Origin of the sequence: Bradyrhizobium sp. RD5-C2 (assembly GCF_019972155.1) — a bacterium.
Classification (GTDB): Bacteria; Pseudomonadota; Alphaproteobacteria; order Rhizobiales; family Xanthobacteraceae; genus Bradyrhizobium.
The window spans coordinates 68,798-91,301 of the sequence record NZ_BOVL01000057.1 but is presented as its reverse complement, the minus strand read 5'-3'; the positions used below and the strand labels follow the sequence as shown (position 1 = coordinate 91,301).

Below are 22,504 nucleotides of genomic sequence, written 5' to 3'. Positions count from 1 at the left end.
CGGCGACAGCAGGCGGCCGCCTGACGAGATCCGTATTGAACTATCATCCCAATGATAGTATGTATCCCCAACCTTGGCAAGCTACGCTGCCCAATGACGACACGTCCGATCGGCGGCGGCAGCTCCCACCAAACAACTCATCGCGAAGGCCGGTTCGAATGTTCCTGTCGAATACAAGTTCATCTCACGACCAACCGCTTGACCCGGCGGATGCCGCCACGCTGGCGCGTGAAGAAGCCCGCGAAGTCGAGCGCTTTCTCGCCTTCCGACCGAACCACGCGGAAACGCCGCTGCGATCGCTGCCGGCGCTCGCCCGCGAATTCGAGGTGAAGTCCATCCACATCAAGGACGAATCGCATCGGCTCGGCCTCGGCAGCTTCAAGGCTCTGGGCGGATCCTACGCCGTCGTCAGGCTACTGCTGGAGCATGCCGGCAACAAGCTGGGCCGCGCGGTGGATATCAGCGAGATCGGTACACCTGCGATACGCGAGATCGCGCGCGGCCTGACGGTCGGCTGCGCCACCGACGGAAATCATGGGCGATCGGTCGCGGCCGGCGCGCAGATGGTCGGAGCCAAGGCGGTCATCTTCGTGCATTCCGGAGTTACCGATGAGCGCGTGCAGGCAATTGCCCGCTTCGGCGCAGAAATCGTGCGGGTGCCCGGCACTTACGACGACTCCGTCGCGGTCGCCGACAAGGTCTGCCAGGACAACCATTGGATCGTCGTCTCTGATACGTCCTGGCCCGGCTATGAGCGCATCCCCGGACTGGTCATGCAGGGCTATACGGCGATGCTGAACGAGATCCTCCGGCAGCAGCCGGAGACGCCCACCCACGTCTTCATCCAGGCCGGCGTCGGCGGCCTCGCAGCCGCGGTCGCCGGTTACTTTGATGTCGTCTTCGGCAAGAGCCGGCCGACATTCGTGGTCGTCGAGCCCGAACGGGCTGCCTGCCTCTATCAAAGCGCCATCGCGGGCGCGCCGATCAAGATCGCGCATGGCGAGCCGACGATCATGGCCATGCTCGAATGCTACGAGCCTTCTCTGGTTGCGTGGCGTATCCTGTCGCGGAAAGCGGACGCGTTCATGATGGTCGGCGAGGAAGGTGCTGCGGCAGCGATGCGCCGGCTCGCACATCCGACGGGCGACGATCCGGCCATTGTGGCCGGCGAAAGCGGTGCTGCCGGATTGGCCGGCCTTTGGCGCGCCGCCAAGAGCAGTGCCGCGCGTGAATCGCTGGGCTTGAACCAGGCGTCGCGCGTGCTGCTGATCAACACTGAAGGCGCGACCGACCAAAAGCGCTACACGGAAATCGTGGGCGCCTCGCCGGCCAGCATCCTCGCCTAGAGCATTTTCGGTTCTGATTACATCAGAACCGAAGCTCTGGATTCTTGTTTTGACGCGTTTTCTTCACGCGAACCGGTGGCCACTTCGCTCGAAAACGCGCTAGCGCGGATCAGGAGCGGGCCTTGCGCCCGCTCCTTCGTCAAGCCTTCGTTCGCTTCTTCGATTTTTCGAGAAGATCGGAACGGAGCGCGAAGCAACTGCGATGATAGTGGATATTGGCGACGTAGATGGCGATGTCGTTGCTATCGACCAGCACCAGGCGACAATCGGCGGTTGGTTCGCCGAGGCCGATCTTGAGCAGCTCGGCCGTCTCGGGATCGGCCACGCCGATCGTCACGACCTGATGAGCATGGGCGAGCGTGATGTCGTCCATCTCCATGATCTTCGTCAGCGCGGCCGTGTGGGTGAAGCGCTTGCGGTCCTTGAGATAGAGGTTGCGCGCCAGATGGAGGTTGACGACCGAAAACGGCTCGTCCTCGTTGTATTGCACGCTTCTGAGAAAAGCGTAGCTGGCGGCGGGCTGCCCTTCATGCGCAGCGAGCCGGGGCGGCTCCGCATTCTCCTCGACATAGACGCGCTTGAGGACGTTGTTCCTGACGGAATCGACCATCGACTCGAAATCATTGGCGAGGTTCAGCCAGTGACGATTCTTGGGTCTTCCGGACACGAACGTCCCGCGTCCCTGCTGCGCGTCGAGCAGACCCTCGTTCCGCAACATCTCGATCGCCTGCCGGACCGTAACGCGCGCGACGCCGAATTCGGTTTCGAGCTCCTCGATGGTCGAGATCTTGTCGCCCTCTTGCCATCGCCCGGACTCAACCCGTTGACGCATGACCGATGCAACCTGCACATAGAGGGGGACGCGGCTGCGCTCGTAATTTGGGACTAGCTTATTCATGATAGTAAGATAGTCCATTTCATCGCTGAAGGCGAGTTTTTATCGCCGAACAACTAAGGTCGTCGCAAGAGCCATCGAAGCGCTCGTCTCATATAATCCAACGCCATCGATCGCATGAGCGCGCCGGCGTCGAATTCCCTGACCATGGCCGGCTCGCCCTCGCCGCCTCCCGATCGATGGGAGAGCCGCGTCTCGAGGTTCTGGACAAAAACAGCGATGATTCGTCCGGCCACGTCCTGGATCAGGCCCGAGCGGCTGAACTGCGCCAGAGCCCCGGTCAAGGTGAAGCCGATGCTGAGATCGACCCTGGTTTGGTTTTCCACGTCACCCGGCTTGACGGCATAACCGATCAGACCGCGGGTTGAGGAGTTGCTGCGCTTATCCTTGCCTGCGCCGACAATCGTGCCCGTGCGGGTCGCATCGTCGCGCGCCACATCGGCGACGCCTTGAAATTCGGCAGAGATCGGCCCGACCTTGATCTTGATCTGGCCGTCGACGTGACCGTCGACCGGCTCTCCGGCCAGCGATGCGCCCGGCAGGCAGGCCGCGACCGCGCCGATGTCGGAGAAGAAATGCCAGACCTCATCGACCGGATGCCCGACGGTGAAGCTCTGCGTGAAGGTCGTTTGCGGCTTCCAGCTCGTATCCCTGAGCGAGGCCGCCGCTGCCGGAGCTTCGGCCTTTTTCACAGCTGGTGCGGCGTTTGCCTTGGGCCGAGCCGCAGCCGCGGCAACCGCGGTCGCGTTGCCGGAGCCCGACGGTCCAAGACGCGTCCGGTTTCCATTGGGAATCGCCGCGATCCCTCGCGCCCTGCGGTCCGCGATCACACCCTGGATGGCGCGGACGATGCCGACATAGCCGGTGCAGCGACAGAGGTTTCCGCTCATGGCCACGCGGATATCGCGCTCGCTGGGGTCCTGCATGCGCAGCACCACATCGCGCGCCGACACAACCATCCCCGGCGTGCAATAACCGCATTGAAGGCCATGTTCCCGTGTGAACGCCGCACGCAATTCGCGCGTGATCTCGTCGTCGTCAAGTCCTTCGATCGTCGTGACGTCGGCCTGCTGGCAAGCCATCGCGAACGTGATGCAGGAGCGCGTGGGCACGCCGTCGACGAGGAGAGTGCACGCGCCGCAGACGCCGTGCTCGCAACCCAGATGGGTGCCGGTCAGATTGAGCTTCTCGCGGAGAAAGTCCGCAAGATGCGTCCGCGGCTGGATCTCCGCGCTGACCGCGCTGCCGTTGACATTGAGGTTGCAGGTGCTCATTGCGGCCGTGCCTGCTCGATCGCGCGGCGCAGCGCGACGACATGGGTTTGCTTGTCCAGGGGATCGACCATCCCTGCCTTCTCCAGAATCTCGTCGACGGCCCCGCCGTCGAAACTATCGCTTAGCCGCGGAGCGCGGCCGTCTCCGATCACGTTGCCTGCCTTGGCAATGACGATCGGACGGCTCTCCGTCGCGCCGATCACCGCACGACTGATGCCGCGATCTGGGTCGGTCACGAAGGCGCCGATCGCGTGAGCAAATTCGCCGGTCTTGCGGCAGCTCTTGTAGTAACCCCAGCGCGCCGATTTGCTCAGTCGCGGCACCATGACGCGAACGAGAACTTCGCCGGGGCGCAGGTCGGCTTCAAGCGCGCCCACCATGTAGTCCTCAACGGCCACGGTCCGCTCACCGGCCGGGCCGCGCAGCACGACTTTTGCTCCAACCGCGGCGAGGATAGAGTGCCAGTCGGCCGACGGATCGGCATGGGTCAGGCTTCCGCCGATGGTGCCGCGATTGCGCACCGCGCGATACGCGATGCCGTTGGCCACCGTCGGTAGCGCACCGCGCGTGACGTCGGTGACGCGAAGGTCCTCGATATCGGCATGCGTGACACAAGCCCCGATCGAGATCTCGTCGGCCCCGTCACTGAAACAACGGAGCTCTTCGATCCCGGTAAGGTCGACGATCAGATCGGGCTGCACCAGCCTGAGATTCAACATCGGCCCGAGCGACTGGCTCCCGGCCATCATCTTGACGGTCCGGCTGTCGTCCGCGATGAGCCTGATCACCGCATCGACCGCATCGGGGCGTGCATAGTCGAAATTGACAGGTTTCACGCCGGCAACCCTTCCGCCAGTTCGGGCGCCTTCGCCTTGCGGCTCCCGGCTGCGGCCCGAATGGCTTCGAGAACACGCCGTGGCGTCATTGGCGTGTGCAAGACCTGGGCTCCAAGAGGCCGCAATGCGTCATTGACCGCGTTGCCGATCGCTCCGGGAGGCGCAATGGCACCGCCCTCGCCGATGCCTTTGACACCGAACTCCGTATAGGGCGCCAACGTCTCCATGTGGCCGAGCTTGGGCGCCGGCACCTCGGTCGGGCCCGGCAGCAGATAATCGGCAAAGGTCGATGCGAGCGGCTGCCCCGACGTATCAAAGTTCATCTCTTCATACATTGCGGTGCCGATGCCTTGCGCCAGCCCGCCATAGATTTGCCCGTCGACGACCATGGGGTTGATCAGCTGGCCACCGTCTTCGACGACCACGTAGTCGATCAACTCGATATCGCCCAACTCCGGATCGACGGCGACCACCGCGATATGGGTCGCATAGCTGAACGTGCCGGAATCACGCGCCGGCTTGTAGCCGATGGTGACCTCGAGGCCCCTCGGATCGACAGTTGCCGGCAGATCCTGCGGCCTGCGATACCAGGTGTGCGCAATTTCATCGATCTTCACGCTGTTGGACGGACCAACGACCGCGCCGTTCTCGAGCTTGACGCTCTCGACCTCGGTCTGCAGCAGATGCGCGCCAATGCCCTTGACGAGCTTGGCGAGCTCACGCGAGGCCGTCGCAACCGCGCCGCCGGACATCACCGCGCAGCGCGATCCCCAGCTGCCCGTCGAGTAAGGCGTGTACTCGGTGTCGCCGTGAACCAGCTTGATGCGCGCGACGTCGATGCCCAGGATCTCGTGCGCGACCTGCGGAAGCGTGGTCTCCATGCTCTGACCATGCGAATGCGCGCCGATCCGCAGCTCGAGGCCGCCGTCGGGGGTCATGCGGGCGGTTGCCTGTTCGTGTCCCGGAACCATCGGGATGCCCCAGCCTGCGTAGACGGACGTGCCGTGCGCGCCCTGCTCGCAATAGACTGATAGACCGACGCCGATCAACCGACCGTCCGGCTCGCCCTTCTTTTGGCGTGCGCGCAGACCGGCCAGATCGATCTTCGCCAGAGCCTGCCGCAGCGACTCCGGATAGTTTCCGCTGTCGAAATGCTTCTTGGTGATGTTGTCGAACGGCATCTGCTCCGGCCGCACCAAATTCTTGAGCCTCACCTCGTACGGCTCGAGACCGCATTCGTGTGCGATCGCGTCCATCATCAGTTCGATCGCATAGCAAACGCCGGTTCGGGCAACGCCGCGGTAAGGCAGGATCGGGCACTTGTTGGTGGACACCGACCAGGTGCGGCAGCGATAGGATGGGAAATCGTACGGCCCGGGCAGGATGCTGGCGATCTGCGCAGCCTCCAGACAGGCCGAAAACGGATAGGACGAATAAGCGCCGGAATCGACCGAAGCCTCGCACTCGACACCGCGCAGTTTCCCGTCGCGATCGGCATAGACGGTGATGTTGTAGTGATGCTCGCGGCAATTCGCGCCCGCCGTCAAATGCTCGCGACGATCCTCGATCCAGCGCACCGGATAGCCGCAGCGCATGGCGAGCCAGCCAAGGCAAACATCCTCCGTCAGCACGATACCCTTGTAGCCGAAGCCGCCGCCGACATCGGGCGAGACGATGCGGATCTTCAGCTGCTCGAGATTGAGGCATTCCGACAGGCCGTTGCGCACAATGTGCGGCTGCTGATTGCCGGTGTAAAGGACGAGCTGGTCCATCCGCTTGTGCCAGACCGCAACCGTGCCGCGGCCTTCCATCGGCGCCATGCTCTGCCGCGCGGTTGATATCTCGCGTGTGATCTTGATCGGAGCGTCGTAGGCCGCTTCCATGTTGATGTCGACAAACGTCTCGAGGAAGACATTGTCGCCCCACTCCTCGTGCACCAGGGCCGAGTCCGGACGCCGCGCCAGCAGCATGTCATGCACGGCCGGCAATTCCTCGAAATCAACTTCGACGGCGGCCGCAATGTCCTCGGCTTCCGCGCGGGTATCGGCGACGCACATAGCGATCAATTCGCCGACTTGTCGGACCTTCTCGAACGCAAGGATCGGCTGATCGGAAGGCTTGAAGCCCGGCAGTCCGGACACAGCGCGAATCGGACGCGTGTCGGCCGCGATATCCGACGCGATGAACACGCTGCCGCGGAGATGCGCCGGGATACGGATGTCCTTGATCCGCGCATGGGCAAGCGGGCTACGGACGAACGCGACATCGCGCATGCCGGGCAAACGAATATCGCCGACATATTCGCCCCGTCCGCGGAGAAAGCGATCATCTTCCTTTCGGGGAACGGAAGCTCCAACGCCCTGCTTTGCCACTCCGTCTCCCCTCTTGTCGCCCGTGTCCGGAGCGATCGACGGCTCGAACACAAATTCATTCTATTATCGCGAAGATAGCATCACTAGAATTGAGCGTCGAGTCTCGAGAACCCTCCCGCGTGCGACAATAGCGAGTTCGCACCACCGACGCCGCCAAAAAAAGGAGGGGCCCAAACCTTGGGCCCCTTCCCGATCGATCCGGCCCTTGAGATTACTTGGCTGGGGCGGAATTGCACCAGTCGTAGATGCTGAGCGCCATGACCTTGATGGCCGTCAGGTAATCATCGATCGAGACATACTCGTCGTTCGCATGCATGACCGCCGTCGAGCCGGGCCCGAAGATCACGGTCGGCGTATTCGCGTACTTGTTCAAGAACCGCGTATCCGCCGCACCCTGGCGCCCCGAGATCGTCGGCTTCTTGCCGGTTACTTCGGTATAGACATCGCAGACGGTGCGCACGATCGGGTGTTGGACCGGAATCTCGGAAGCCTCGGCGTCGTAGCCGACGAACTTCACGACGGGCGGATGGTCCTTCATCCAGGGATCCTGCGACGCAACCTCGGCAATCTTCTTGACGAGGCTCTGCTTGACGCCCTCGTGGTCCTCGCTCGGCACGGTACCGATCGATCCCTTCAGAACGGCGCTCGCCGGGAAGGCGCTCGGATAGTTGCCGGCCTGGAAGCTGCCGATGATGCAGGGCAAGGAGTCGATGGCGCTCGGGTAGAGTGCGTGCTTGACGTTCGCAACGCGCTCGTCTTCCAGCTCCTGCACGGCTTTCACGATCTTGTTGCCGAGCTCGATGGCGCTGATGCCGAGGTAGCGCTGCTGGATACCGGCGGGCTTACCTTCGATGTCGATCTGGAACCAGATGCGCCCGATGCAGGCCGGCTGCACGAACAGGTCGCTGGTTTCGCCGGAAATACCGGCATCCGCCTTGTATCCGCGGATGACGGTGTCGAGCGTGCCGTGTCCGCTGACTTCCTCGTCGATGACGATGTTGATCATGACATCGCCCTTCGGCGTGAGCCCAAGCTCCTTCAGGTACTGGACCGCGAGCACGTGGCTGGCGACGCCGCTCTTCATGTCGCACGAACCGCGGCCATAGATGCGTCCGTTCTTGATCGAGGCCGACCACGGATTGTCGCTCCATCCCTCGCCGTTGCCGACGGGGATCACGTCGGTGTGACCGTTGAGAAGCAGCGAGCGACCACCGCCGGTGCCCTTCAGGGTCGCAACGATATTGGGACGGTTCTCGTAGCCGCGGTCGACCGGGCGATAGCCGGGATGCTTCTTCAGCTCCTCCCAATTGGTCTCCCACATGTCGACCTCAAGACCGACCTCGGTCAGGTAGCCGTGCATATGCTTCTGGATCGCGGCTTCGTCGCCGGTCACGCTCGGGATCGCGACCATATCCTGGAGGAACTTGATCGCGTGATCTTTCGAAGCGTCGACCTTGTCGATGATCTTCTTGCGTACGGGGTCAGTCATCTGCTTGTCGCCTGTGTTGTGCGTTTTCCGATTTCGTTACTTGGCGCGCAGGCGCGGGATGATCTCACGCGCGATGGTTTCGACCTGGTCCGCCTGATACTTGTACGGGACGAAGATGATCTTCTGGACCCCAAGCGCGATGTGCTCGCGAAGCTGGGCGACGCACTCATCGACCGAGCCCATGATGGCGCTCTCGCGGCTGCAATCGCTGTGAGCCGGGAAATCCCATTCCTTGTTGAGCCAGTCCATCATGTCGGCTTCGACTGCCTGCCGCGATTTGCCGATCATGATCGGCAATTGCGAGGCGTTCTTCAAAGTCGAGGGATCCTTGCCGCCCTCCTTGGCGAAATTGACGATCTTGTCCCAGGACTTCTTGAAGTCGGCGGGACGATAGAAGTAGGTCAGCCAGCCATCCCCGTTTAGGGCGGCGCGCTTCAGCACGGGATCGGCGTATCCGCCGATCAGCAGCGGAATTTGCGGCTGCGCCGGCTTGGGGTACATCACCGCCTTCGAAATGTTGTGGCGCATGTATTCGCCGGAAACCGACTCTTCGGTCCACAGCCGGCGCATGATCTCGAGATTTTCATCCATGATCTTGCCGCGCTTTTCGAAGGGAATGCCGAGCGCGTCGAACTCCCGCTTGTACCATCCTGACGCCATGCCCATGATCAGGCGGCCCTCGGACAGCTGATCCATGCTCGATAGCTGCTTGGCGAGCGCCACCGCGTTGCGCAGCGGCAGCACCAGAATGCCGGTGCCCATCTTGATCCGCTTGGTGCGCGCGGCGATGCCCGTCAGCGTCGTCAGGGAGTCGATGATCGGGAAATTCGGATCCACGCCGAGAAGCATGTGATCCCAGACCCAGACCGAATCGTAGCCGAGTTCCTCGACCCGAACGCCATACTCGACGAGCGCCCGGGCGTTGGGCATTTCGGGATAAGCGGTGAAGTTGCGCGCGGCAATACCAAACGTGTTGGCGAGCGTGGTCATCAAGAGATCTCCGGACTTGGTGTAGCTTTAAGCGGTGAAGAGACGGTCGGGATCGAGCATCCGCAGCGTCTCGAGTTCGTGATCGGTCGGCGGCGACGTGACGTGGAGCATTTCGTCGAAGTCGAGCCTGAAGCCGGTATTGTCCTGCACTTCCTCGCGGCTGACGCCGGGATTGAGCGCCAGCACCTTGATGCGACGGGTCCTGTCGTCGAAGCCGAACACGGCGAGCTCGGTAATCACGCGCCACATGCCGCCGCTCGGCAGGCCGGAGTCGCGCCGGCTGGTGCCGCCGCGGATGAATCCGGGGCTCGTGATGAAATCGACCTTTTCGACGAAGCGACGCTTCTCGTGCTTCATCGCGACGATCATGTTGGTCAGGCTGGAGATGTCGTTGCCGCCGCCGGTACCCGGCAGGCGCGTCTTCGGCTTCGCCGGGTCGCCGATGAACGACGAGTTCAGATTGCCGAACTGATCGATCTGGGCGCCGCCCATGAAACCGACATCGACGTAACCGCGCTGGAGCAGCAGCAAGACATCGGCGCTGCCGAGGACCATGTTGGCGCGCTTGGTGCAGCGCTGGTCGTTGGTCGAGGGCGGCAATTTGCCCGGCTCGACGAAGGCGCCGACCACGCCGCCCTCGAACAGGATGGTCAGGGCCGGACAGCGGGTGCGCTGGGCCAGGGTTGCAGCGAGCAGCGGCGTGCCGATGCCGGCGAACACCACCTGCCCGTCCTGCAGCTGGCGCGCGCTCAAGATCGCGAGGATTTCGCTTGCGGTGTAGCGCTGCGCCTCAGTCATTATAGATGCTCCTGCCCTTCTGCGTTGCCTCCAACACCTCATCCATGCCGATCAGCGAGAGATATTCGTTCCAGGACTTCGGGCTGTAGAAATAGCGGTCGAGGTATTCCTGCATGCCCTTCACGGGATCCGCGTTGACCTGCGCGACATAGGCTTCCATGTGCCGCATCATGGGCTCATAGAGGCCGTAGCACTCGTGCGGCGCCGACCCGTAGGGAACCTCGACCACGGCGTCGACGCAGAAGAACGGGATCTTCGTCTGGTCCGGCGCGCGCCTGATCTGGTCGTTCGAGACGATCCGCTCGGTCGTGAGGATCACGCTGTTGGCAGCGAGCGCGAGGTCGATGTCCATGAACTGCAGGCCGTCGATCTGGGCGTTGCCGTAGGGGTCGCAGCGCTGGACATGGATCAGCGCGACGTCGGGATTGAGCGCGGGAACCAGCAGCAGCTTCTCGCCCGTGAACGGGCAGTCGATCTGCTTGGCCTCGGGACGCTGACCAACGATATCCGACCCCAGCATGGCGCGGGTCGGCAGGAACGGAACACCCATGCCGCCGGCGCGAAAGCGCATGCCGACCGCCATGTGGCTCCATTCTTCATAGCGCTTGCCGCCATTTTCCACGTGATGCCGCATCACCTTGGACAGGCCCCAGAGAATCCCCTGGGCGAACCAGCTGGTGACGACGTGGTTCGCAATGCCGGATCCGAACACGAGGTCGCCGTCCGTCGAGACGATGCAGCGCGAAATCGAAAGATCCTTGCGATGCTGGCGGATCAGCTCCCAGAGCATCGCCATCGGCGTGCGGGACATCGTTGACCCGCCAATTCCCACCTTCATGCCGTCTTGGACGAAACCTGCCGCTTCCTCGAGCGACACCACCTTCTCGCGCAGGCTTCGGTCGCGCTGCGCCATCTTCTCTCTGAGCCGCGTGTACGGCTCCACCAGGGTATCCGGCAAAACATCCTCCTTGTCGGCAATCGGCAGCGGCTGAGGAGCGAACCGCAGGCCCTTCCTGCCAATTGAACCTATCGTACTAATGTTAGTCCCATACGTCTAGCGGAATCTTCGCCACGCCCAATCGTGACGGATTCAGCCTCCGCGAAATGCCTTGGGTTTGCGATCGCCGAGCGCACAGTGAACCGACGAGCAATCCCTTCGCAGCCTGCTCTTCCCGACTTTCACGGCTCTCGCTATCCGCTGTGCGAGCGGCCGGAGTCGCCGCAGTGCTGACCTGGTCAGCTCAGGACGCGAACTCGAAGCGACGGCATAAGGACCATAAGCCGATAGATAGGATGTCCTGCCCTGCATCACGGCCTTTGGCACAGATCATGCTTATGAACCAGCGTCGCTTTCGAGAGCGTCGCATGAACCGCGCTGCTTCGATGGCGATCGCCCGGTTGAAGCGACCGCGTGGCGCGGCAGCGGGCGCAGAGGCGTCAACAAGAACCAATAAGAAAGGATGGACCGTGGAGCATTATCTTACCTCGACACCTGATCATCTTCATTGGGGACTGTGGGATGGCCGGCTCAGCCCCGTCATCAGAATTGCGTCTGGTGATCGGGTGACGATCGAGACGCTATCGGCCGAGCCGGACGAAGCACTCGATCTCGCGGACGACTCGGTCGAGTCGGTTGCTCGCAGCGACATCCTCGCTTCGCGCGGGGCTGCACCGCGGCTATTGACCGGGCCTATCCATATCGAGGGGGCCGAACCTGGTGACGCGCTCGAGGTCCGTGTCCTCGATGTCCGCCTGCGATCGGACTGGGGTTGGAACATGAGGACCCCGACGAGTGCCGCGCCGGAAGCGTCATTGGACTTCTGCTGCCGACATGTCCCGCTCGATCGCACGCGCAATATCGCGCGCCTGCCCTGGGGACGGGAGCTCAAGTTATCGCCGTGTTTCGGCAATTTTGGTGTCGCGCCGCCGGCGAACTGGGACCCCCGCGAGCCGAACGAAGCGAATGGTTTCAGCGGGCGCATCGACGACAGGGATCTCGGCGTCGGATGCACCGCCTATTTCCCGATTTTCGTCGCAGGCGCACTGTTCTCGGCGGGTCATGGCCATGCGTTGCTCGACGATGGAGCTGCGCAGCTCTCCGCCATCGAAACGGCGCTCGCCGGCACGTTCGAGTTTCATATTCGCCGCAATCTGCGTCTTGCGACCCCGCAGGTCGAGATCACATCCGCGTCGGTGAGCCTATCGATCGTCAATGCGCTGATACCGCAAGGCCGCAGCCGCCGCACGAACTAATGATGCACGCCGCGCACAGCGCCTTGGCTCGTCGGCGGCCGGCGCGATGACACCACCGTCTATTGCTGCTGCAACGCACGATCAACGATGGCCACGGCTTCCGGAGGTGCCTTGGCCTTCCACATTGCGATGGGCGCCGACGCAGCTTGCTTGAGCGCGGCGAGAACAGGAGCCGGCGCCGGCTCCGTGATCTGAACCCCGTTGGCCCGCATGCGTGCGTAATTCTCGGCCGTGCGATTGGCCAGGAGCTGGAACTGGCTTTGTTCCGTCTCGGCAGCCACCTGCATCACCTGCCGTTGAACCGATTCCGGGAGCGCTTCAAACACATCGGTCCTCACAAAGGCAATCGAGATCGGGATCGCGTAGTTGATCGCCGTGAAATGGGTGAGATCCTCCCAGAGCTTTCGGCCGGCACCGCCGTCGCCCGACGTCAGGATGGCATTCAACAGACGGCTTTTTACCCTGCCGATTGCCTCGTTGAACGGAAGGTACTCCGCCGTTGCACCGACCGCACGCATCACCTCGGCCGAATTGTAGTCATACGTCCGCGCGGCAATGGATCGCAGGTCCGCGGGCGTCGAGATCGGCTGGGCACTCCAGAGACCGGTGGACGGCCAAATGGTGATGTACAGGAGCTTGAGGCCATGCGCGGCCAACGCCTTCTCATAGAGTGGCCGCGCCCGCTCGTTGATGGACCGCGCCGCCTCGATGGACTGGACAACAAACGGCAGCGACGGCAGGCCAAACACCGGATCGGACGCTTCGAGCGGCCCGGCAAAGGCGTCGCCACCGGCAATCCGCCCCTCCTGAGCCGCACGCAACATTTCGCCGGAGCTGATCTTCAACTCGTTATCGAATGCATTCCGGACCGTAACATATCCGTGCGTCTGCGCGGACATGAGCTCCGCGAATTTTGCCAGACCGACACCGGAGATATTGCTTCGAGGATATTCCGTCGCCATTTGCCACGTCACTTGAGCGGACGCAGGTACGCTGAAGATGACCGTCGACGCGATAAGAAGCGCCGCCATGACAGAGCGCACGCCTGCCCAGTTGGTCGACGAAGGCAAAGCAGAATCCGAATTGAGCACCGGAATGTCCCGCGAGCACGGTTTGACTTCGATCAGTCTTGCCTATGCGGTCGGTGCCGTCAAATGACCCAGCTATCTGCGGCTCGTCGTGCGCTCGTTCCGTTCAATCGGTGTCGGCCTTCTCGCCACTCTGCACATGCCGTCCTAGATAAAACTCTCGAAGGCGAGCCGCTCGGCCGGCGTCAAATGCAGGCCATGCTTGGTGCGCCGATCCAGGTAGTCGGCGGACCTCGTGGCCCACTCCTTGTCGCGCAGATACACCGCTTCGCATTCATAGAAGTCGCCGCCGAAATGCCGGCCCAGATCGACCGAGCTGCGGGCCGACCCAAGCAGCTCGCGCGCGCGTGTCCCGTAGAGACGCGCATAGTGATGGATGAGCCTCTGCGGCAGATCTGGATAGTCGCGCGCGAGCCCCTTCGAGAAATCATCGAAGCTGCCGCCGATGTCGCCACCCGGCAGCGGCCGATCCGCGGTCCAGGCCGACGACAGTTTTGGAAACCACGGCGCGAGGCGCTGCATCGCCTGCTCCGCCAGCCGGCGGTACGTCGTGATCTTGCCGCCGAAGATCGAGAGCAGCGGCGGCGCGCCCTCGGCGCCATGAACCTCGAACACATAGTCGCGCGTCACCGCCGATGGATTATCGGCGTTGTCGTCGTAGAGCGGCCGAACGCCGGAGAAGGCGTGCACGATCTCGCCCTGCTGCGGCGGCGTCCGGAAATAGCGGCGCAGCACCTGCAACAGATAGTCGGTCTCGTCCTCACTGATCGCGACGTCCTCGGCGCGACCCTGATAGGGAATGTCGGTGGTGCCGATCAGCGCGAGATCGTTTTCATAGGGGTTGACGAAGATCACGCGCCGGTCGGTGTTCTGCAGCAGATAGGCCTGTGGCCCGTTCCAGAATTTCGGCACCACGATATGGCTGCCCTTGACCAGCCGCACGCTCTGGGCGGAGTTCAGCCCCGCCACGCCCTGGATGACATCCTGCACCCACGGCCCGGCGGCGTTGACCAGCGCGCGCGACCGCACGATTTGCGCCGTGCCGTCATCGCCCCGCATCTCGAGCAACCAGATCTCGCCGTCGCGGCGCGCACGCACCGCCCGCGTGCGCGGCAGGATGCGCGCACCGTTCTGCGCAGCATCGATCAGGTTGAGGATCACCAAGCGGGCATCATCAACCCAGCAATCCGAGTATTCAAAGCCGTGCCGGAATTCTCGACGCAGCGGCGCGCCGTCCGGGGCCCGCGACAGATCCAGGCTGCGGCTCGCCGGCAGCTGCTTGCGGCCGCCGAGATGGTCGTAGAGCAACAGCCCGGTGCGGACCAGCCAGGCCGGCCGCTGCTCCGGCGAATGCGGCAGCACGAAGCGCATCGGCCAGATGATATGGGGCGCGGACGCGAGCAGCACCTCGCGCTCGATCAGCGCCTCGCGGACCAGGCGAAACTCGTAATATTCGAGATAGCGCAGCCCACCATGGATCAGCTTGCCCGAGCGCGACGAGGTGCCCTCGGCGAAATCGTCCTTCTCGCAGATCAGCACCTTCAGTCCACGGCCGGCGGCGTCGCGGGCGATGCCGGCGCCGTTGATGCCGCCACCGATGACCGCGATATCGACCAGCCCGTGATCCCTGCCTGCGACCGGCGCAGTGCCCGTCATCGCTTGCTGCTACGCCGTTTCTCGGCGCGGCGCGGCGCCGCCTTTGCCGTGGCGCGGGCCTTGCTCGGCTTTGGCGCCTGCAACCCGTAGGTGGAGAACCCCTTCGCGGTGTCGGCGATCTCCTCGTCGCTCAGGATGATCCGCGAGTCGAGCGCAAGCGAGAGGTAGTATTGCCGCGCGATGGTCTCGAGCTCGACCGCGAGCCACATCGCCTTGTCGAGATTGGCGCCTAGCGCGATCATGCCGTGATTGGCGAGCAGGCAGCCGTTGCGGCCCTCCAGCGCGGCGATCGCATGATCAGACAATTCCTTGGTGCCGTAGCGCGCGTAGCCGGCGCAGCGGATGTCGGTGCCGCCGAATGCCGCCATCATGTAGTGGCAGGCCGGGATCGGCTTGCGCGCGATCGCAAGCACGGTCGCATAGGTCGAGTGGGTATGGACGATGGCGCCGACATCGGGCCGGGCGCGCGTGATGTCGAGATGAAAGCGCCATTCGGTGGACGGCTGCAGCGGCCCCTCCCACGTCCCATAGTCGCCCTCGAGCGGCATCGACGCGATCATCTCCGGTCTCATCGAATCATACGGGGTCGCCGACGGCGTGATCAGCATCCGGTCCTGGTAGCGGGCAGAGATGTTGCCTGATGTCCCCTGGTTGAGACCCGACGCATTCATCCATCGGCACTTGGCTATGATCGCCTCGCGCAATTGTCGCTCCTCACGGGTCATACGGACTGCCTTTCTCTTCAGCACGAATTGCCTCTTCAACACGGATTGCGTGGCGGTTCGCCGGCCAGATAGCGGCGAACCTCTTCCGCCGCCTGCTCGGCGGCCACGGTGACGGTACGCACCGAAGCGCCGGCGATATGCGGCGTCAGCGTGACGTTAGGAAGTCGCAAGAGCGGCCAGTCCGCCGGGACCGGCTCGACTGCGAAAGTGTCGAGCATGGCGCCGCCGAGATGTCCCGATGCCAGCGCATCATGCAGCGCCTCATAATCGACCAGCGGGCCGCGCGCGGTGTTGATCAGGAGCGCGCCCGGCTTGATCCGCGCCAGCGCGTCGCGCCCGATGAAGCGGGTGGTCTCCGGCGTCACCCGCGCGTGCAGCGTAACGACGTCGGCGCGGCCGAGCAATTCGCCGAGCGCGACATGCTCGACGCCGTCATTGCGGTCCTGGGCGCTGAGCTGGACATAGGGATCGGCGACCAGGATCTTGCAGCCGAAGGCTTTCAGCAGCTTCACCACGCGGCTGCCGATCGCGCCGTAGCCGACAATGCCGACCGTCATCTCGCCGAGCTCGCGCCCGGTGCGGTCGGCACGATAGAGATCGCCGCGCCATTCCCCGCCGCGCAGTGCCTCATGGCCGCTGCGGATCAGGCGTGTCTCGGCCAGAATAGCGCCGATGGTGAACTCCGCCACCGCGCTCGCATTGCGGCCGGGCGTATTGACCACCAGCACATTGTGATCGCGCGCCGCCTGCATGTCGATGTTGACCGGACCGCCGCGCGACACCACGACGAACTTCAGCTTCGGCAGCCGCTCCAGCATCGACCGCGAGATCGGCGCCAAATGGGTGACGAGCAGCTCGGCATCACCGACAAAGCCGATGATCTCGTCAGGCTGCCCCATGAATTCCTTCAGGCCGTCGAGTTTCGAGCCCGCGTAACCGTGCTCCATCGGCTCGTCCGGCCAGGGCTGCTCCAGACTGCGGATCTCGACGCCATTGCCGCATGCTGCCCGGATATGCTCGGCGAACACCGAGGGTAACATGAAGCGGTCGCCGACGATCGCGATGGACTTAGACATGGTCGCCTCCGGCGCGCAGCGCGGCGAGTTGCTTCCAGACCGGCCGCGACGCCAGCCTCGCATCGAGATAGGTCGGGAAGATGCTGGCGTAGCGCTTCGCCAGCGCGGCGTCAGGCGATTGCGGCGCGCTCAGATGCGGCGCGACCCACTGCTCGGCGCAGGCGCGCATGTCGGGATAGGCATCGATGGTGACGGCCGCGATCATCGCAACGCCCGCGGCGCCGGCCTCGCCGCGGCTACAGATCCGGACGTCGCAATCCAGTGCGGCGCCGAGGATGGCGCCAAGCGCACGGCTCTTTGCCGCGCCGCCCGTGATCCTGACATCGCGCGGCAGCGCCCCCATCGCGGCGTAGCAATCCCGTGCGGCGAAGGCCAAGCCCTCCATCACGCCGCGCATCAAATCTCCGTAGCGGTGGCGCGAGCGCAGGCCGAAGAATTGCGCGCTGGCCTCATGCGAGACGAACGGACCGCGCTCGCCGGCATCGGAGATGAACGGATGGAACAGCACCTCGCCCGGCCTGGCCCGCAGCACCTGGTCATCGAGCCGCCGGATCAGTTCGGCGCGCGTGCGCGTCACGCCCTCCGCCGCCAGCAAGTCGCATGCGAGATCGAGCATCCAGTCGATGTTCAGCGTCGCCGCCATGTTCGACTGCATCTGGGCATAGTGACCCGGCACCGGGAACGGCATGGTGTAGCCGGTTGCTTCCCGATTCAGCGTCACCGCATCTGCGCTCGAGACCAGCCGCATGTGCATGCCGGTCGAGCCGATGATGGTGCAGCCGACATCGGGTGACGGATCGTAGAGCCCGGCACCGAGCGCATTGCAGATCACGTCCACATAACCAAGGCAGACCGGCACGCCTTCCGGCAGGCCGATCTCGATCGCAGCAGCAGTCGTGAGCGGATGCGTCATGACCGCGCCGTCAACCACCGGCGGAAACAGCCGTGTCAGGTCGGCGATGCCGATCAACCGCGCGGTCTCCGCATCGAAGCCTCGCTTGCGGAAATCGCCGCAGGAGAACGTGGCCTCCGACGGATCGGTTGCCCGCTCGCCGGTGAGCAGGAAATAGAGCCAGTCCTTGCAATGGAAAGCTGTGCTCGCGTTGGCGATCGCCTCAGACCTGTGCGCATGCAGCCACGCCAGCTGCGGCCCCTGCTGACAGGCGTTGAGCCCGGAGCCGGTGCGGCGGTAGAGCGGCGTGTTGCGCTCGCTGGCGCGAATCTCCTCGACCAGCCGGCCGGCGCGCGAGTCGAGCCACAGCAGCGCCGGCGCCACCGGCCGGCCGTCGTCATCGATCAGCCAGGTGCCGTCGCCCTGCCCGGTCACCGCAATCACCGCGATCCGTGCGGACAAGTCAGGCACTGACTTCGCCAGCGCACGAATGACCGCGACCGTATCGGTCCAGGTCCGCGCCATGTCCTGCTCGACATGTCCGCCGGTCAGGCTGTTGTACGCATTCGGCTGCGAGACATCGGCAAGTTGCTCGCCGGTGAGCGTAAACGCCACCGCCTTGATCAGCGAGGTGCCGGCGTCGATGCCGATGATGACGTCGCGGCTAGCGGAAGCGGTCATCGTCAGGACACCTCCGCATGGCGGATGCAGGATCCGTCGCGGCCGAAGATGTGCAGGTGACGCGGCTCCAACGCGAACGGGACACTATCGCCCGGCCGCGCGGCGACCCGCCCCGGCATCACCGCGATCAGCATGCGGCCGCCGCAATCTCCGGCGACGTGCGACTGATCGCCGAGCCACTGGTTGGAGACGACCTTGACCCTGACGTCGCCGGTCCCGACCGCAATCTTCTGCGGACGAATGCCGATCCGCACCTGTGGTGTGCTGGCGAGCGCTTTCGCCGCCTCGCCGTCGAGCCCGGCGCCATCGATATCGAAACGCATATCCGTTCCGACCGATAGGCGGTAACCGCCATCCGACCGCGTCACGTCCGCATCGAGCAGGTTCATCGGCGGCTCGCCGATGAAGCTCGCCACGAACAGATTGGCGGGCCGGCCCTTCAATTCCTTTTCGCTGGCGAACTGCTGCAGCACGCCGCCTTCCATCACCGCGATACGGTCGGCCAGCGCGCTGGCTTCGGTCTGGTCGTGGGTGACAAAGATCGCGGTCATGCCGCGCTCGGCGAGCAGGCTCTTGATCCGGCCGCGCAGCACCGCGCGCAGCTGCGGTTCGAGCTGGCCCATCGGCTCATCGAGCAGATAGAGATCGGCATCGCGCACCAGCGCCCGCGCCAGAGACACGCGTTGCTGCTGGCCGCCGGAGATCGCGCGGGGATAGCTGTCGAGGATATCCTCGATCTCGACCAAACGGGCAATCTCGTCGACACGACGCGTCACTTCGTTGCGCGATAGCTGGGTGGATTTCAGCGCGAACGCGATGTTCTCGCGCACCGTGAGCGGTGGATAGAGCGAGTAGCCCTCGAAGGCCATTGCGACCTTGCGCCGCGCCGGCGGCAGCGCGTGGATGTGCCGCCCGCCGAGCGCAATCAATCCGGCCGAGACGTCCTCGAACCCCGCGATCATGCGCAAGGTCGAGGTCTTGCCGCAGCCCGACGATCCCAACAGCGCGACGATCTCGCCCTTCTCGACCGCCATGTCGAGGGCGCGCACGGCATGCACCGGCGGCTTGCCGCGGCTGCGGTAGACCTTGTCGATGCCTCGAAGCTCGAGCATGTCCATGACCATCCCGCTCCTATGCCGCCTTGAGCCGGTGCGACGGCCCGATCCGGAGCCCGGTCGCGCGATCGAACAGCATCGCCGCATCGGGCGCGAAGCGGACGAACACGGTGTCGTCAGCCGCACCTTGCGGCGCATCCGGCGGCAGCGCCGCCAGCCATTCGGTTCCGTCGGCAAGACGGAGCAGCAACACCGCCTTCTCGTGCATCGGCGTGATCGCAAGGATGCGCGCCGGGATGGCGTCGTCCGTGGATGCCGACGAGACCACGAGATCCTCCGGCCGGACGCCGAGCCAACACGCACCGGCAGGCGCGGCGCCATCGGCCGCACCGAGCCGTATCCTGGCGCCGGCGACCATGGCAGACTGCATGCCGTGCTCCGCGACCGGCGAAACCTCGGCGAGGTTGATGGTCGGGTCGCCGAACAGCCGCGCGACCGCGACCGACGCGGGCTGGGCATAGATATCGGCTGGTGTCGCGACCTGTGCGAGCCGGCCGTCGATCAGAACCGCAATGCGGTCGGCGATCGCCATCGCTTCGCGATAATCCTGGGTCACGTAGAGCACCGCGGCGGTCCCGCGCCGCAGCAGGTTCGGCAGTTCGAGCCGCATCTCGTAGCGCAGCTTGGCGTCGACGTTGCGCAAGGGATCATCGAGCAGCAGCACATCCGGATTGCCGATCAGCGCCCGCGCCAACGCGGTCCGCTGTTTCTGTCCGTTCGACAATTCGCGCGGCGTGTGGCCGAGCACGTGCTCGATCTTGAGCAGCTTGCTGATCGAGGCAACCCGGCCCGCGACATCGTCTCCGCCGGCCCGAGCGCGCAGGCCGCTCGCAATGTTGTCACGGGCCGTCATGTGCGGGAACAGGGCGAAATTCTGGAACGCCATGCCGATCCCGCGCCGCTCCGGCGGAGCGCCGACGACCGAGCGGCCGCCCACCAGGATGGCGCCGTCGTCGGGTTCGAACATGCCCGCGATCATGCGCAGCAACACGGTCTTGCCGCTGCCGGACGGCCCGAACACCGCCACGATCTCGCCGGGCTCGACAGCCAGCGACAGCCCGTCGGCGGGCCGTGCCGCACCGAAAGCCTTGCTTACCGAATTGATCTCGAGACGTGCCATCCGGTCAGCCTTTCACCGCGCCGAGCGAGAGACCCTCGACCAGATAGCGCTGCGCGTAGAGCGCGAGCAACAGGGTCGGCGTCACCGACAGCACGATCGCCGCCGCGATCTGGCCGTACTGGATTCCCGATGCGGTGACGAAGGCCAGCGCGCCGACCGTCACGGGCTGCTTGTCGGCGGAGGCCAGGATCAGGGCGAAGACGAAATTGTTCCAGCAGAAGATGAACGACAGCAGTCCGGCCGCGGCGATGCCCGGTCCCGCCAGCGGCACCGCGATCCTGGTGAAAGCTTCGCGCCAGGAATGCCCGGCCAACCGGTAGGCATGCTCGATATCGGGGCTGATATCCTCGAAATAGCCGCGCACGATCCACAGGATCAACGGCAGCGCGATCAGCTGATAGACCCAGACGATGCCGAAGTAGGTGTCGTTGAGACCGAGCTCCTGGTAGTACAGCGACAGCGGTAGCAGCACGAGCAGCGGCGGCGCGAAGCGGAACGAGAGCAGCGTGAACGCGATGGTCTCGCCGAGGCGGAACTTGAAGCGCGCAAAGGCGTAGGCGGCCGGCACGCCGAGCAGCAGCGCCAGCAGCACCGCCGCGCTCGACAGCACGACGCTGTTGAAGAGGTTGCGCATGAAGGAGATCTGCAGATTGCCGGCGGCGGTGCGCAGCTGGCCGGAGATCAGCGCCTCGTAGTTCGCAAGCGTCGGCTCGAACAGGATCCGCGGCGGAATCCGCAATATCTGATCGTTGCTCTGGAACGACATCAGGAAGATCCAGACGATCGGAAACATGAAGAAGATCAGGATCAGCGAGAGCGCCACGCCGCGGAAGATGCGACCGGCAAGACTGGAATGTTCCATCGCGCCCCTCCCCCTCACGCGTGGCCGTGCGCACGCGCACGCAGCCGCAGCCAGTTCTTGATGAAGATGTTGGACAGGATGTTGGTGATCAGCCAGAGGATCATCAGAAGCGCCGCCGACCTGCCGACATTGGTGTACTGGAAGAACTCCAGATAGGCCTGCACCTGGAACACCATCAGCCGGTCGCCCGGGCCGCCCTGCGTCATCGCATAGATGATGTCGAACTGCTGGATCGAGTCGAGCAGGCGGAACAGCGACGCCGTGATGATGTAGGGCGCAAGCATCGGCAGCGTGATCCGGAAGAAGACAAAACTCGCCGGCACGCCGTCGAGCGCCGCGGCCTCGAACGGCTGCCGCGGCAACGAGCGCAGGCCGGCCAGCAGCAGGATCATGATGAAGGGCGTGTAGACCCAGACGTCGACCAGCACGACCGTGAACAGCGCGCTTGACGGATCGGAGGCCCATTTGAAGTCGGTGACGCCGAACAGGCTGACCAGATAGGACAGGATGCCGAAGCTTGGATTGGTCATCAGCTTCCACATCAGCGCGGCAATCGCCGGCGCTGTCATCAGCGGCAGCAGCAGCATGATCGACACCGCATTGTGGAAGCGGCTCGGCCGGCGCAGCAGCAGCGCGATGCCGAGCCCGAGCAGAAGCTCGACCACGACCGTCACCGCGGTGTAGGTGATCGAGATCTGGAGCGTGTTCCAGAACGCCGGATCGGACAGGAAGTCGATGTAATTGCCGGCGCCGATGAAGCCGCGCAGGTAAGGCAGGTTCAGCCGGTAGCGCTGCAGCGAATAGACCGCCGCGGTCACGAACGGAACCAGGATCGCCACGCAGACGAGCAACGCCGGCAGGCTGAGCAGATAGGGCAAGAGGCGCACGCGCGGCCTTGGCTTGGCCGGCGCCGCCTGGGCGTTCGTCTGGAGAAGTTGGACCATGCTCATGATGATAAGAGATCGCGTTCGGCTGGCAAACGCCGCCGGCTCGGATGGGACAAGGCTCCGAGCCGGCGGATGGGTGCGGTGCGGGG

At 64.2% G+C, this 22,504-nt stretch carries 20 protein-coding genes; 3 read left to right on the top strand and 17 right to left on the bottom strand.

Annotation, left to right across the window (positions count from 1 at the left end):
• Positions 1 to 158: 158 nt before the first annotated feature.
• A complete protein-coding gene (locus tag BraRD5C2_RS36620) occupies positions 159 to 1,346 on the top strand; it encodes a diaminopropionate ammonia-lyase (RefSeq protein ID WP_223977043.1) in 1,188 nt (395 codons plus the stop codon).
• Positions 1,347 to 1,485: 139 nt separating this feature from the next.
• Here the strand turns inward: BraRD5C2_RS36620 and BraRD5C2_RS36615 are convergent, their stop codons facing one another.
• From BraRD5C2_RS36615 to BraRD5C2_RS36580, 8 genes are all read right to left on the bottom strand, one after another.
• Complete coding sequence (locus BraRD5C2_RS36615; protein WP_223976842.1) at positions 1,486 to 2,244, bottom strand: GntR family transcriptional regulator; 759 nt, start codon at positions 2,242 to 2,244, stop codon at positions 1,486 to 1,488.
• 53 nt (positions 2,245 to 2,297) lie between these two features.
• Positions 2,298 to 3,515: a xanthine dehydrogenase family Fe-S subunit gene (locus BraRD5C2_RS36610; protein ID WP_223976840.1), complete on the bottom strand. Its 1,218-nt coding sequence runs from the start codon at positions 3,513 to 3,515 to the stop codon at positions 2,298 to 2,300.
• A complete protein-coding gene (locus tag BraRD5C2_RS36605; protein ID WP_223976838.1) occupies positions 3,512 to 4,351 on the bottom strand; it encodes an FAD binding domain-containing protein in 840 nt (279 codons plus the stop codon). Before BraRD5C2_RS36605 ends, BraRD5C2_RS36610 begins: the two co-directional genes overlap by 4 nt.
• Entirely contained in the window at positions 4,348 to 6,723 is a 2,376-nt protein-coding gene (locus tag BraRD5C2_RS36600) for a xanthine dehydrogenase family protein molybdopterin-binding subunit (RefSeq protein WP_223976836.1), read from the bottom strand. Before BraRD5C2_RS36600 ends, BraRD5C2_RS36605 begins: the two co-directional genes overlap by 4 nt.
• Positions 6,724 to 6,934: 211 nt before the next feature.
• Positions 6,935 to 8,212 carry an ArgE/DapE family deacylase gene (locus BraRD5C2_RS36595; protein WP_223976834.1) on the bottom strand — a complete coding sequence of 426 codons (1,278 nt, stop codon included), beginning with the start codon at positions 8,210 to 8,212 and terminating at the stop codon, positions 6,935 to 6,937.
• A gap of 36 nt (positions 8,213 to 8,248) precedes the next feature.
• A complete protein-coding gene (locus tag BraRD5C2_RS36590) occupies positions 8,249 to 9,202 on the bottom strand; it encodes an LLM class flavin-dependent oxidoreductase (RefSeq protein ID WP_223976832.1) in 954 nt (317 codons plus the stop codon).
• A gap of 27 nt (positions 9,203 to 9,229) precedes the next feature.
• Positions 9,230 to 10,000 carry a CoA-transferase subunit beta gene (locus BraRD5C2_RS36585; RefSeq protein ID WP_223976830.1) on the bottom strand — a complete coding sequence of 257 codons (771 nt, stop codon included), beginning with the start codon at positions 9,998 to 10,000 and terminating at the stop codon, positions 9,230 to 9,232.
• The gene (locus BraRD5C2_RS36580; protein WP_223977041.1) at positions 9,993 to 10,913 is read right to left on the bottom strand and encodes a CoA transferase subunit A; all 921 of its coding nucleotides are present in this window, start codon (positions 10,911 to 10,913) and stop codon (positions 9,993 to 9,995) included. Before BraRD5C2_RS36580 ends, BraRD5C2_RS36585 begins: the two co-directional genes overlap by 8 nt.
• A gap of 452 nt (positions 10,914 to 11,365) precedes the next feature.
• Here BraRD5C2_RS36580 and BraRD5C2_RS36575 point away from each other — a divergent pair, with 452 nt between their 5' ends.
• On the top strand, positions 11,366 to 12,253 hold the full coding sequence (locus BraRD5C2_RS36575; RefSeq protein ID WP_223976828.1) for an acetamidase/formamidase family protein: 888 nt from the start codon (positions 11,366 to 11,368) through the stop codon (positions 12,251 to 12,253).
• A 59-nt stretch (positions 12,254 to 12,312) separates the two neighbouring features.
• Here BraRD5C2_RS36575 and BraRD5C2_RS36570 read toward each other — a convergent pair whose 3' ends face one another.
• Positions 12,313 to 13,284: a TRAP transporter substrate-binding protein gene (locus BraRD5C2_RS36570; protein WP_223976826.1), complete on the bottom strand. Its 972-nt coding sequence runs from the start codon at positions 13,282 to 13,284 to the stop codon at positions 12,313 to 12,315.
• On the opposite strand from BraRD5C2_RS36570, the gene BraRD5C2_RS39490 reads away from it, so the two are divergent.
• Complete coding sequence (locus tag BraRD5C2_RS39490) at positions 13,283 to 13,411, top strand: hypothetical protein (protein ID WP_263010095.1); 129 nt, start codon at positions 13,283 to 13,285, stop codon at positions 13,409 to 13,411. The two genes, BraRD5C2_RS36570 and BraRD5C2_RS39490, sit on opposite strands and share 2 nt — an antisense overlap.
• A gap of 77 nt (positions 13,412 to 13,488) precedes the next feature.
• On the opposite strand, the gene BraRD5C2_RS36565 is transcribed toward BraRD5C2_RS39490, so the two are convergent.
• The 8 genes from BraRD5C2_RS36565 to BraRD5C2_RS36530 are packed head-to-tail and all read right to left on the bottom strand — an operon-like array spanning position 13,489 to position 22,412.
• Positions 13,489 to 14,997 carry a glycerol-3-phosphate dehydrogenase gene (locus tag BraRD5C2_RS36565; protein WP_223976824.1) on the bottom strand — a complete coding sequence of 503 codons (1,509 nt, stop codon included), beginning with the start codon at positions 14,995 to 14,997 and terminating at the stop codon, positions 13,489 to 13,491.
• Positions 14,994 to 15,722, bottom strand: coding sequence for a class II aldolase/adducin family protein (locus BraRD5C2_RS36560; RefSeq protein ID WP_223977039.1), 729 nt, complete (start codon positions 15,720 to 15,722; stop codon positions 14,994 to 14,996). The genes BraRD5C2_RS36565 and BraRD5C2_RS36560 overlap by 4 nt, the downstream gene beginning before the upstream one ends.
• 35 nt (positions 15,723 to 15,757) lie before the next feature.
• On the bottom strand, positions 15,758 to 16,798 hold the full coding sequence (locus tag BraRD5C2_RS36555) for a 2-hydroxyacid dehydrogenase (protein WP_223976822.1): 1,041 nt from the start codon (positions 16,796 to 16,798) through the stop codon (positions 15,758 to 15,760).
• Complete coding sequence (locus BraRD5C2_RS36550; protein ID WP_223976820.1) at positions 16,791 to 18,371, bottom strand: FGGY-family carbohydrate kinase; 1,581 nt, start codon at positions 18,369 to 18,371, stop codon at positions 16,791 to 16,793. Before BraRD5C2_RS36550 ends, BraRD5C2_RS36555 begins: the two co-directional genes overlap by 8 nt.
• A gap of 2 nt (positions 18,372 to 18,373) precedes the next feature.
• Positions 18,374 to 19,489 carry an ABC transporter ATP-binding protein gene (locus tag BraRD5C2_RS36545; RefSeq protein ID WP_374708093.1) on the bottom strand — a complete coding sequence of 372 codons (1,116 nt, stop codon included), beginning with the start codon at positions 19,487 to 19,489 and terminating at the stop codon, positions 18,374 to 18,376.
• Positions 19,490 to 19,502: 13 nt separating this feature from the next.
• Positions 19,503 to 20,606, bottom strand: a complete 1,104-nt coding sequence (locus tag BraRD5C2_RS36540) for an ABC transporter ATP-binding protein (protein ID WP_223976816.1) — start codon at positions 20,604 to 20,606, stop codon at positions 19,503 to 19,505.
• 4 nt (positions 20,607 to 20,610) lie between these two features.
• Complete coding sequence (locus BraRD5C2_RS36535) at positions 20,611 to 21,468, bottom strand: carbohydrate ABC transporter permease (RefSeq protein ID WP_223976814.1); 858 nt, start codon at positions 21,466 to 21,468, stop codon at positions 20,611 to 20,613.
• A 14-nt stretch (positions 21,469 to 21,482) separates the two neighbouring features.
• Entirely contained in the window at positions 21,483 to 22,412 is a 930-nt protein-coding gene (locus tag BraRD5C2_RS36530; protein ID WP_223977037.1) for a carbohydrate ABC transporter permease, read from the bottom strand.
• Positions 22,413 to 22,504: the final 92 nt, after the last annotated feature.